The 11,683-nt window shown below is 68.5% G+C and carries 11 protein-coding genes; 9 read left to right on the top strand and 2 right to left on the bottom strand.

Annotation, left to right across the window (positions count from 1 at the left end; translation table 11 throughout):
- Positions 1-177: 177 nt before the first annotated feature.
- From ctaD to HUV06_RS10855, 9 genes are all read left to right on the top strand, one after another.
- Complete coding sequence (gene ctaD / locus HUV06_RS10895) at positions 178-1,857, top strand: cytochrome c oxidase subunit I (RefSeq protein ID WP_174301294.1); 1,680 nt, start codon at positions 178-180, stop codon at positions 1,855-1,857.
- Between the two features lie 114 nt (positions 1,858-1,971).
- On the top strand, positions 1,972-2,937 hold the full coding sequence (locus tag HUV06_RS10890; RefSeq protein ID WP_174301293.1) for a heme o synthase: 966 nt from the start codon (positions 1,972-1,974) through the stop codon (positions 2,935-2,937).
- Positions 2,934-3,104 (top strand): hypothetical protein, encoded by a 171-nt coding sequence (locus HUV06_RS10885; RefSeq protein WP_174301286.1) that lies wholly within the window; start codon positions 2,934-2,936, stop codon positions 3,102-3,104. The genes HUV06_RS10890 and HUV06_RS10885 overlap by 4 nt, the downstream gene beginning before the upstream one ends.
- Positions 3,094-3,651, top strand: coding sequence for a cytochrome c oxidase assembly protein (locus HUV06_RS10880; RefSeq protein ID WP_174301292.1), 558 nt, complete (start codon positions 3,094-3,096; stop codon positions 3,649-3,651). The genes HUV06_RS10885 and HUV06_RS10880 overlap by 11 nt, the downstream gene beginning before the upstream one ends.
- Before the next feature lie 133 nt (positions 3,652-3,784).
- Positions 3,785-4,663 carry a cytochrome c oxidase subunit 3 gene (locus HUV06_RS10875; protein ID WP_174301291.1) on the top strand — a complete coding sequence of 293 codons (879 nt, stop codon included), beginning with the start codon at positions 3,785-3,787 and terminating at the stop codon, positions 4,661-4,663.
- Positions 4,664-4,667: 4 nt separating this feature from the next.
- A complete protein-coding gene (locus HUV06_RS10870) occupies positions 4,668-5,030 on the top strand; it encodes a DUF983 domain-containing protein (RefSeq protein ID WP_174301290.1) in 363 nt (120 codons plus the stop codon).
- A complete protein-coding gene (locus tag HUV06_RS10865; RefSeq protein WP_174301289.1) occupies positions 5,017-5,790 on the top strand; it encodes an SURF1 family protein in 774 nt (257 codons plus the stop codon). The genes HUV06_RS10870 and HUV06_RS10865 overlap by 14 nt, the downstream gene beginning before the upstream one ends.
- An 11-nt stretch (positions 5,791-5,801) precedes the next feature.
- Positions 5,802-7,193 (top strand): threonine synthase, encoded by a 1,392-nt coding sequence (gene thrC / locus HUV06_RS10860; protein WP_174301288.1) that lies wholly within the window; start codon positions 5,802-5,804, stop codon positions 7,191-7,193.
- Between the two features lie 31 nt (positions 7,194-7,224).
- Positions 7,225-8,493: a M16 family metallopeptidase gene (locus HUV06_RS10855; RefSeq protein WP_371811065.1), complete on the top strand. Its 1,269-nt coding sequence runs from the start codon at positions 7,225-7,227 to the stop codon at positions 8,491-8,493.
- 197 nt (positions 8,494-8,690) lie between these two features.
- Here HUV06_RS10855 and HUV06_RS10850 read toward each other — a convergent pair whose 3' ends face one another.
- Both HUV06_RS10850 and HUV06_RS10845 read right to left on the bottom strand, forming a co-directional pair.
- Complete coding sequence (locus HUV06_RS10850) at positions 8,691-10,889, bottom strand: Wzz/FepE/Etk N-terminal domain-containing protein (protein WP_174301287.1); 2,199 nt, start codon at positions 10,887-10,889, stop codon at positions 8,691-8,693.
- Between the two features lie 232 nt (positions 10,890-11,121).
- Positions 11,122-11,683 (bottom strand): DHHA1 domain-containing protein (locus HUV06_RS10845; protein WP_254601059.1); only part of this gene is annotated, 562 nt, incomplete at its 5' end.

The following is an 11,683-nucleotide window of genomic DNA, read 5'->3' as shown; positions in this document are numbered from 1 at the left end:
GCCCCCGCCGCCACCCCGGTTTCTGCGCCTGTCCCGCCGCCGGCGGCCCAGACCACCCGCCCGGCCAAGCTGACCGGCGCCACCACCTCCTCCGCCAGCCCCGACTCCGGCGGCTGAGCCCATGCAGGACAAGATCTTGATCCTCACCCTCGCCACTCCGGAAAGGGCCTGACGCATATGTCGACCGCGACCTACAGCGCCCACGACGACGCCATCCAAAGCGGCGCCCATGCGGAGCACGACCACAAGCCGTCATTCTTCGTACGGTGGTTCTTCTCCACCAACCACAAGGACATCGGGCTGCTCTACATCATGTTCGCCATCATGGCGGGCCTGATCGGGGGCGCTTTGTCCGGCCTGATCCGGCTGGAGCTGGCCGAGCCCGGCATCCAGATATTCACGGCCGGCTCCTGGCTGTCGAAGATCGGCATCATCGAGGCCTCCAAGCAGGGCTACAACGTGGTGGTCACCGCCCACGCCCTGATCATGATCTTCTTCATGGTCATGCCGGCGATGATCGGCGGCTTCGGCAACTTCTTCGTGCCGATCATGATCGGGGCGCCGGACATGGCCTTTCCGCGCATGAACAATATCAGCTTCTGGCTGCTGGTGGCCTCCTTCTGCGTGCTCGTCACCTCGCTGTTCGTGGACGGCGGGCCGGGCCGCGGCTTCGGCGGCGGCTGGACCATGTATCCGCCGCTCTCCACCATCGGCCACACAGGTCCCGCCTTCGACCTGGTTATCCTGTCGCTGCACCTGGCCGGCGCCAGCTCGATCCTGGGCGCCATCAACTTCATCACCACCATCTTCAACATGCGGGCGCCCGGCATGACGCTGCACCGCATGCCGCTGTTCGTCTGGTCGGTGCTGGTGACGGTGTTCCTGCTGCTGCTGTCCCTGCCCGTGCTGGCCGGCGCCATCACCATGCTGCTCACCGACCGCAACTTCGGCACTTCGTTCTTCAATCCCGCGGGCGGCGGCGATCCGGTGATGTACCAGCACCTGTTCTGGTTCTTCGGCCACCCGGAGGTCTACATCCTGATCCTGCCGGGCTTCGGCATGATCAGCCACGTGGTCGCGACCTTCTCCAGGAAGCCCGTGTTCGGCTACCTCGCCATGGCCTACGCCATGGTGGCTATCGGGGTGGTCGGCTTTGTCGTGTGGGCCCACCACATGTTCACCGTGGGTCTTAACGTGAACCTGCAGGCCTACTTCTCGGCCGCCACCATGATCATCGCGGTGCCGACGGGCATCAAGATCTTCAGCTGGATCGCCACCATGTGGGGCGGCTCGATCGACTTCAAGACGCCCATGCTGTTCGCCATCGGCTTCATCTTCCTGTTCACCGTAGGCGGCGTCACCGGTGTCGTGCTCTCCAACGCCGGCGTCGACTACAGCTTCCAGGACACCTACTACGTGGTGGCGCACTTCCACTATGTGCTGAGCCTGGGTGCGGTGTTCGCCATCTTTGCCGGCTTCTACTACTGGTACGAGAAGATGTGGGGCGTGAAGTACAACGAGTTCCTGGGCGCCACCCACTTCTGGCTGATGTTCGTGGGCGTGAACGTGGTGTTCTTCCCCATGCACTTCCTGGGCGCCCAAGGCATGCCGCGGCGCTACGTCGACTACCCCACCGCCTTCGCCTTCTGGAACCGGGTGTCGACGGACGGCTACATGATCACCGTCGCCGGCATTGCGGTGTTCGTGGTCATGCTGGCGGAGTCGGCGATCCGTAGGCGCAAGGCCGTGGCCAACCCCTGGGGCGACGGCGCCACGACGCTGGAATGGACCCTGTCCTCGCCACCTCCGTACCATCAGTTCAACGACCTCCCGGTCATCGAGGCGGACGCCCACTAAGCCGGTCGCTTGGCCAGCCGCCTCTGGCGGCCGCTTGATCGGCCCCCCAATTAGGCGTTTGAAGGCGCGGGCCATCCGGTTCGCGCCTTCTTCTTTTCTCCTCCAGAGGATGTGATGGCTGAGGCCATGGCGCCCCGCACCGCCAGCCCGGCGGCGCCGCGGGACTATTTTTCGTTGCTGAAGCCCCGGGTCATGTCGCTGGTGGTGTTCACCGCGGCGACCGGACTGGTCTGCGCAGACACCCCGATCCACCCGTTCCTGGCCTTCCTGGCCATCCTTTGCATCGCGGTCGGCGCCGGCGCCTCGGGCGCGCTGAACATGGCCTATGACAGCGACATCGACGCCATGATGCGCCGCACCCGCGGCCGCGCCGTCCCTGCGGGCGTCATCGGCCGGGCGGAGGCGGCGGCCTTCGGCGTGGTGCTGGCTCTCTTCTCCGTCATGCTGATGGGGATTGCGGTGAACTTCGTGGCGGCAGGGTTGCTGGCCTTCACCATCGTTTTCTACGCCCTGGTCTATACGGTGTGGCTGAAGCGCTCCACGCCGCAGAACATCGTCATCGGCGGCGCGGCCGGCGCCCTGCCCCCGGTCGTCGGCTGGGCTGCGGCGACGGGGAGCGTGCCCCTGAACGCCTGGCTGCTGTTCGCCATCATCTTCATGTGGACCCCGCCGCACTTCTGGGCCCTGTCGCTCTACACCAGCGGCGATTACGCCAAGGCGGGCGTGCCGATGATGCCGGTGGTGCGCGGCGCCCGCTCCACCCGCCGCCAGATCTTCGCCTACAGCCTGGTGCTGGCGCCCCTGGCCGTGGTCCCGGTGTTCACCGGTCTCGGCCACCTGCTCTACGCCATCGTCTCGATCGGCGGCGGCGCGATGTTCCTCCTGCTCGCCTCCCGGGTGCTGGTCGGCCACGCCGGGGACACGGCGCAGGCCCCGGCCACCCAGGGCGGCGAGGTACTCTACACCGTGAAGCCTGACGCCAAGGCGGCGCGCGACCTGTTCGCCTTTTCCATCCTCTACCTGCTCGGCCTCTTCGCGGCCCTGTTGGTGGAGCACAGCCTGATGCGGTTCACCCGATGAAGACGCCCACTTCCACCTCCCCGTCCAAAGACCCCTTCGGCGAAGGTCCCGCCGCCGCCAAGGCGCGCCGCATGCGCAGCCTGGGCATAGCGCTGGCGCTCGTCGCCTTCGTGCTGGTGGTGTTCGTCGTCAGCATGATCAAGCTGGCCGGCGGTCATGGCTTCTGACCGCAAGCCGCCCCGCCGGAAGGGCCACGGCCTGATCGCCACCATCTGCGCCGGCGGCGTCTTCTCCATGGTCGGTCTGGCCTATGCGGCGGTGCCCTTCTACCGCGCCTTCTGCCAGGCCACGGGCTTCGACGGCACGGTGCGCCGAGTGGAGCGCGCGCCCGCCCAGGTGATCGACCGCAAAATCACCGTCCGCTTCGACGCGAACGTCCGAGACCTGCCCTGGAGCTTCACTCCCGACCAGGTCGCCCAGACCATCAAGCTCGGCCAGGGTGGCCTCGCCTTCTTCACCGTAACCAACCACGGGACCGCGCCCCTCACCGGCCGCGCCGCCTATAATGTCGCCCCCGAGTCCGCCGGCCCTTACTTTCTGAAGACCCAGTGCTTCTGCTTCAGCAACCAGACCATCCAGCCGGGCCAGACCGAGCGCTTCCCGGTGATCTACTACGTGGAGCCCAAGTTCGCGACCGACCTGAACACCCGCATGTTCCAGGAGATCACCCTCAGCTATACCTTCTTCCCGGTGAGAGGCGGCGCGGCCGCATAGCCCTTGTTCCCTTGCGGGAGAGGGAGATCAGCCCTTGGCTTCCGCGCGAACCCAAGGTTATAGCTCACCCTTGATCCGGGGTGACCGCGTACGCCATCGCGCCGCCCGAAACGCTTAGGGTTGTTGCGCGCACATGGCCGACCACGCCGCCGTTCACCACGACTACCACCTGGTCAAGCCGAGCCCATGGCCCCTGGTCGGCTCCATCTTCGGCGCCATGACCGCCATCGGCCTGGTCATGCTGCTGAAGGGCATCCTGGGCGTGCCGAAGGGTACGCCGTGGGTGCTATGCATGGGCTTGGCCGGCCTGCTGTTCGTCATGGGCGCCTGGTGGGCCGACGTGGTGAAGGAGGCCAACGAGGGCGACCACACGCCCGTGGTGTCGCTCGGCCTGCGCTACGGCATGATCCTGTTCATCGCCTCGGAGATCATGTTCTTCGTGGCGTGGTTCTGGATGTTCTTCGAGATGGCGTTGTTCCACCACGTGCGAACCTTTTCGCCCATCGAGGAGGTCCGCACCGCCTGGGCCGCCTGGCCCCCCAAGGGCGTGGAGACCATCGACCCATGGCACTTCCCCCTGATCAACACCCTGACGCTGCTGCTGTCGGGCACCACCATCACCTGGGCCCACCACGCCCTGCAGCACGGCGACCGCAAGAACGCCCGCACCGGGCTGATCCTGACGGTCATCCTGGGGGCTATGTTCTCCTGCATCCAGGCCTACGAATACCGCGAGATCATTCTCGAGAAGCTGTTCTTCAACGAGACCTCCACCAGCGGCGGCCTCTACGGCTCCAGCTTCTTCATGGCTACGGGCTTCCACGGCTTCCACGTGATGATCGGGACCATCTTCCTGCTGGTGTGCCTGATCCGGCTGCTGAACGGCGCCTTCACGCCCCGCCAGCACTTCGGCTTCGAGGCGGCGGCCTGGTACTGGCACTTCGTGGACGTGGTGTGGCTGTTCCTGTTCGCCTTCATCTACGTGGTGTTCCAGGGCCACGCGGCGACGTAAACGCGTGGCAGGCGCGAACCCGGTCGTCGCGGGGCTCACCTGCCGCTGTCCGAACTGCGGGCGCAGTCCTCTGTTCGCCGGCTTCCTGAAGCTGGCCCGGGGCTGCCCCGCCTGCGGCCAGGACTTCTCGCGGTTGCAAAGTGGAGACGGGCCGGCGGTGTTCATCATCCTGATCGTCGGCTTCCTGTGCTGCTTCGGGGTGCTGTTCACCGACCTGTCCCTGCACCCACCGATCTGGATCACCCTGCTGGTCTGGATGCCGGTGGCGGGGATCGCCTCCGTGGCGCTGATCCGGCCGCTGAAGGGCCTGATGATCTCGCTGCAGTTCCACAACAAAGCCTCCGAAGCGCGTCGTGGCGGGGTCTAGTCCCCGGTTGGCTGGCGCGAGCCGGACCGGGGCCCGGTCCGCACCCCGCTTCCACCTGTTCCCGCTGATCGCCGTCACCGTCTGCGTGGCCATCCTGCTGGGACTCGGCACATGGCAGGTGCAGCGGCTGGCCTGGAAGACCGCCCTGCTGGCCAAGATCGCCGCTCTGCAGTCCGCCCCGCCGGAGCCGCTCGACGTAGTGCTCAACCGGCTGGGGAAGCCCGGCCAACCGGCGCAGGGCGAGGTGGACTTCGTCCGTGTCCAGGCCACGTGCCCTACCCTGCAGCAGACCCCGACGCTTCACCTCTACGCGCTGCTAGACGGGGTGCTGGGCGACCGGCTGATCACGGCCTGCCCCTTGCCGGGCGGCCGCTACAGCACGCTGCTCGTGGACCGCGGCTTTGTGGATCGCGAGCACCTGGACGAGGTGAGCCCCGGGCCCGCCCTGGACGGTCCCATCGTGGGCGTGCTGCGCCGGCCTGAGCCCGCCACCTGGCTCAGTCTGCCGAATACGGCGGCCCGCAACGACTGGCATACCCGCGACATCCCCGCCATGGCCGCAGCCCTCAACGCCCCGGCGCCGGCCCCCGTCGTGCTTATGCTGGAGCGCCCGGCCGCCCCGCCGCCCGGCCCGCGCCCTGCAGCCATTCCCACCGACATCCCCAACAACCACCTTGGCTACGCCCTGACTTGGTTCGGCCTCGCGGCGGGGCTCGCCGGCGTCTACGTGGCCAAGCTGCGCCGCCCCCGGCGGGCCTGAGCGGGACGCCGATGCGCTACGTCTCCACCCGCGGCCGAGCCGCGCCCGCGGACTTCAAGCAGGTCCTGCTCACCGGCTTGGCGCCGGATGGCGGCCTTTACGTGCCTGAAGAGTGGCCGGCCTTCTCACCCGCCGAGATCGCCGCCTTCGCCGGCCAACCTTATGCCCACGTGGCCGCCGAGGTCATCGCGCGCTTCGCCGGCGACGCCTTCCCGCGCGACCAGCTGCAGACGATCGCTGAGGACGCCTACGCCACCTTCGCCCACCCCGCCGTGGCGCCGCTGAAGCAGCTTGGCGACAACCTCTTCCTGCTGGAGCTCTTCCACGGACCGACGCTCGCCTTCAAGGACGTGGCCATGCAGCTGCTCTCGCGGCTTTACGACGCGGCGCTTGCGGGAAGCGAGCGCACCCTGACCATCGTCTGCGCCACCTCCGGCGATACGGGAGGCGCGGCGGTGGAGGCCTTCCGCGGCGCCCGCCATGCCCGCATCGTGGTGCTGTTCCCCCACGACAAGATCAGCGAGGTGCAGCGCCGCTTCATGACCACGACGCGTGACGCCAACGTGCGCGTGGCCGCTGTGGACGGGACCTTCGACGACTGCCAGCACTTGGTGAAGGGGCTGTTCCGCGACGAGGTGTTCAAGACGGACGTGGACCTCTCCGGCGTCAACTCCATCAACTGGGCGCGGGTGGCCGCGCAGTCGGTCTACTACATCACCGCGGCCGTGGCGCTCGGCGCGCCCCACCGCGCGATCGCCTTCGCCACGCCCACGGGCAACTTCGGCGACGCCTTCGCCGGCTACGCCGCGCGCCGCATGGGGCTGGACGTGGCCGGGATCACCGTGGCCACCAACGGCAACGACATACTGGCTCGGGCGCTGGAGACCGGCCGCTACGCCCAGGCCGGAGTGCTGGCCACCCAGAGCCCGGCCATGGACATCCAGGTCGCCTCCAATTTCGAGCGGCTGTACTTCGAGGCCTCCCGCCGGGATGCGGTGGAGACCGCCCGCGCCTTCGAGGCCTTCGCCGTGGAAGGCGCCATCGACCTGGCGCCCTCCACCCTCGCCTATATGCGCGACGGCTTCACCGGCCAGGCGGTCGGCGAGGACGAGACCGCGCGCACCATCCTGTCCACCCTGAACGAGACCGGCGAGCTGGTCGACCCCCACACCGCCGTAGGCCTCGCCGCCGCCAGGCGGGCCACGACAGACGACACGCCCCTGGTCGTGCTTGCCACCGCCCACCCCGCCAAGTTCCCCGACGCCGTGCGCGCGGCCACCGGCGCCGACCCCGCCCTGCACGCCCGCGCTCACGGCCTGTTCGACCGCCACGAACGGATCGACCGCCTGGCTGCGGACGCCAGCGCCGTGAAGGCCTATATACGCCGCTTCGCCGCGGGCTGACTTGCTCCCCGCCCACACAGGACCCTCCGCTTTGAGCCCACGTCTGCACCGCCTCTCCAACGGCGTCCGCATCGTCGCCGATCCCATGGACGGACTGCAGAGCTCAGCGCTTTCGGTGGTGATACGCGGCGGCGCGCGCTGGGAGGATGAGGCGCGCAACGGCTGGTCGCACCTCCTGGAGCACATGGTGTTCAAGGGCGCCGGCGGCCGTAGCAGCCGCGACATCGTCGAGGTCATCGAATCGGCCGGCGGCCAGATCAACGCCGCCACCGGTTATGAACGCACCAGCTTTCAGGTCCGCTGTCTCGCCGGCGGGGTGCCCCTGGCCATGTCGGTCCTGGCCGACCTGGTGCGCCGCCCCACGATGGCGGAGGCTGACCTGACGCAGGAGAAGTCCGTCATCGGCCAGGAAATCGCCGAGGCCGCGGATGCGCCGGATGACAAGGTCTTCGATCTCGCACAGGCCCACGCCTTCCCCGGCCAGGCGCTCGGCCGCCCGATCCTCGGCACCGTGCAGAGCATCGGCCGCGCCACGCCGGCCTCGCTCGGCGACTACCATCGGGCGCTCTACAGTCCCGAGCGGATCGTGGTCTCGGCCGCAGGGGCGCTGGACGAGGACGAGTTGCTGTCCCTGGCCGAAGCCGCCTTCGGCGACGCGCGACGCGGCTCGGACGAGCTGTCCACCCAGCCCGGCCGCTTCGTCGGCGGCGCGGAAGCCGAGACCCGAAAGCTGGAACAGGCTCACCTCGTCTTGCTCATGGAAGGCGTCGGGGCGTCCGATCCGGACTATTTCGCCCTGCGTCTATTCGCCGAGATCCTGGGCGGCGGGATGTCGTCGCGGCTGTTCCAGATCGTGCGCGAACAGATGGGACTGGCCTACGCGATCGACGCCTACTGCGAGAGCTACGAGGACGTGGGTGTGTTCGGCGTCTATGTTGGCAGCGCCGCAGCGGACGCGCCGAGGGCCGCCCGCGTCGCCGCCGAGCAGATCATGGCCCTGAGCGATGCGCCGAGCCCAGCCGAGCTCGCGCGCGCCCAGGCCCAGTTGAAGGCCCACCTGTTCATGGCCCGCGAATCACCCATGGCCCGGGCGGAACAGGCCGCCGCCCACCTGCACCTGTTCGATCGCCTCCTCCCGCCTGAGACACTGGGTGCGCAGATCGAGGCGATCTCGCTGGAAGACCTGCGCCGGGTCGGGGGTCGACTGCTGAGTTCCGGCCGCACGGCCATGTCGGTGCTCGGGCCCAAGCGGGCTGGCGCGGCGCTGCAGGCTTTCGCTCCCACCGCGAACGCCGCCTGAACCGAAGCTCAAGCCCTGTGAGGGGCAGATAGCATGGCGGCCACCGCGCCCTCGCCTCGCCGTCGAGGCAGGTGCTTGCAGACGCGGGCGGAATCGCTCCTCAGCCTGCTAACGGCCGTTGGACTCCAGTAAATCTGTAATCCTGGGAAGCCGCCGAAGCCGCCTCGACAGGACGCAACACGCTCCCGAACCGTCGCTCATGCGCTATAGTGCGTCTTGTAATCCGCATAGTAGTAGGTCGCATCGCCATAGCCATAGCGCGCCTGTTGCACCATGTTGACCTGTGTAAGCGCCACGCCCGTCACGGGCGCGCCTGCGGCGTCCAGCAGCTTCAGCGCCGCGACGATCGCCTTCTCAGGCGTTTTGCGCCAATGGGCAAGGAACAGCACCGCGTCCGCCTTGGCCGCCAGCACGCGGGTCTCGGCCACGGCGAGCACGGGCGCGGTGTCCAGGAACACGATGTCGAACGCCGCCGCGACGTCACGCAGCAACTGGTCCATGACGGCGGTCTCGAACACCTCTTCCGGCGAGTTGGAGGCGTTGGCGAGCGGCAGGATGTAGGCGCCCGAAGCCTCATCAAGCAGGATCGCATCCTTCAACTGAGCGGCGCCGCTCAGCACGTCCAGCAGACCGACCTGCGGGTCCAAACCCATGAGCTTGGTCACGGATCGGCGGCGCAGGTCGCAATCGATCAGGAGCACCCGCGCGCCAGCCCTGCCCGCGGAGCGCGTAAGGCACAGGGCCGTGGTGGATTTGCCCTCGCCCGGTAGGGAGGAGGTGAGCACCACGATCTTGGCGCCTTCCGCGCCGCCGACGAACTTCAGCGATGTCCGCAGGCCCCGTACCGCCTCGCCAAAAGCCGACCGCGGCTTTGCGAGCAGATAGTCGGACGGGCTCATGTCACGGTCCTGCCGGTCGGCGACGGAGGCAAGCTCGGGCACCGAGCCCAGATGCGGCAGTCCGAGCCGTTGCTCGACGTCTTCGCCGGTGGCCAGCCCCGACTGAAGCACCTCGCGGGAGAAGACCGCGCCCACGCCCGCGCCAACGGCCACGATCAAGCCCAGCGCCAAGTTCAGCCGTACGTTGGGCGAGGACGGCTTCACGGGCGGATCAGCGCGGTTGGTGATCCGCGCGTCAGCCATCTCTGTTCCTTGCGAAGCGCTGGTCTGCTGGTAACGCGCCATGTAGTCCGCATAGACCTGACGCGAGGCATCTGCGCGGCGTTGGAGCTCGTCCAGGTTCACCGAGGCCGCGGTTCCGCCGGCCAGGCGGCCTCGCGCTGTCCCCAGCGCAGATTGAAGGCTGGCGACTCGCTGGCGGGAGACCTCGGCGCGTGTCTGGAGTTCGGACACGATGCGGCGAACCTCGGCCTGGACGCCTGCATTGATGTCGGCGAGCTGCTTGTCCGCGGCCATCACGTCGGGATAACGCGGGCCGTACCGGTTGGACAATTGGGCGATCAGGGCGGTGAGCTGGGAGCGCTGCGCCCGCAGCGTCTGCAGCACGGGGCTGTCGAGAGCGACCATCTGGGCGTCCTCCGCATCGCCTGCCAGCTGGGACTTGGCGGCGTTCAGGCGCGCCTGGTCTCCCGTCAGGTCGGCTTGGGCCTGGGAGAGCTGCTCGTTGTAGTTCGTGGCCTCCTGCTCGTTCAGCGCTGTGCCCTCGCTGCTGTAGAGGCGGTGGGCGGTGCGGAACTGCGCCAGGGCGGCGGCGTCGGCCAGGGCGGCCTTGCGCAGGCTGTCCAGCTTGTCGCTCAGGGCCGAACCGGCCTGTCTGCTGGAGCTCAGCTTCGCCAGGCTCTGGGCGATCAAACATTGTTCGGCGTAGGCGTTGGCGATGCGCGCGGCCAGGTTCGGGTTGCTTGACGAGAAGCCGATGGTGATCACCGAGGTCAGGCCGGAACGACCTGCCTTCAGGCCGCCCTGCAGAATGCCGATGGCCGCCTCGCGACGGAGGTCGGGGTCGCGCGGCGCCCTGCGGTGCGAGCCGGCCCAGAAGGCGGCGTCAGGACCGAGCTTGAGGGCGTCGACCACCTGCTTGGCCGTGTCGCGCGACTGCACCAGCTGGACCTCGGTGTCGACGACGGAGGAGTCTGGCGGCTGGGCCGGTTGCACTTCGCCGTTGGGACCGGCCTTCTGGGGCGCCTCCAGCATGACGCTGGCAGTCGCGGTGAAGATGCGTGGCGCCATCGCCGTGTAGACGGCCGCGGGCAGGAAGATCAGCGTCGCCACAAGGGCGAACAGCCACCCGTGCGCCCGGAACACCACCAGCATGCGCCGTAGGTCAAATCCGGAGCCGTAGAAGACCTCGGCCCACTGCCCCTCACCAGTGCTTCCTTGATGCACCCGAAGGTTGAGCGGTGTGGCGCCCTCAGAGGTCTTGGCCAGGACGTTCATAAGCCGGATCCGAAGAGTCTTGAGCCCGTGACGCTGCAGAAGGACTGCCGAGACGTCAACCGCCAGCGATCCCGATCAGGTCATCGGTTGCACCGCTACACTTCTCAACCTGTGATTTTTTTCCGCGCGGAGCTTCCGGCGAGGCAAACCGCGACGCGCTGGGCGGTAGACTGCTGCTCGAGAGGGCTGGCGCGAGAGGCTGGCGCTCAACTCACGCGTGCCGCTTCCCGCGTCAGGTCAGGGCGTTCCGCACCGCGTCCACCCCCGCCTGCGCCCTGGACCCGTCGGGGGCGCCGCCCTGGGCGAAGTCGGGCTTGCCGCCGCCGCCCTGGCCGCCCATGGCCGGCACGGCGGCCCGGATCAGATCGGCCGCGGAGACTCGGGCGACGAGGTCGGCTGTGACGGCGACCGCAATGGCCGCCTTGCCTTCGCTCACGCCCACCACCGCCACCACGCCCGAGCCGACCTGCTTGCGGAAATCCTCGATCACCGGGCGCAGGCCCCGGCCGTCGACGCCCTCAAGGACCCGCCCGATGAACCTCACGCCCCCGATCTCCTCGACCTCCCAGGCCGCCCCACCCGCACCGCCAGACAGGGCCAGCTTGCGTCGGGCGTCGGCCAGTTCGCGCTCCAGCCGCTTGCGGTCGGCCGTGAGCGCCTCGACCCGGGCGGCCACCTCCGAAGGCGGGACCTTGAACTGCGCAGCCAGCCCCTCAGCAACCCCGGCCCGGTCGAGCAGGTGGCGACGCGCCGCCTCGCCGGTCAGGGCCTCCACCCGGCGCACACCCGACGCG

The sequence above is a fragment of the Caulobacter sp. S45 genome (genome assembly GCF_903642205.1).
In the GTDB taxonomy this organism is placed as follows: domain Bacteria; phylum Pseudomonadota; class Alphaproteobacteria; order Caulobacterales; family Caulobacteraceae; genus CAHJWH01.
Note: the sequence above shows the minus strand (reverse complement) of the source record. Positions and strands in the feature narration are given on the sequence as shown.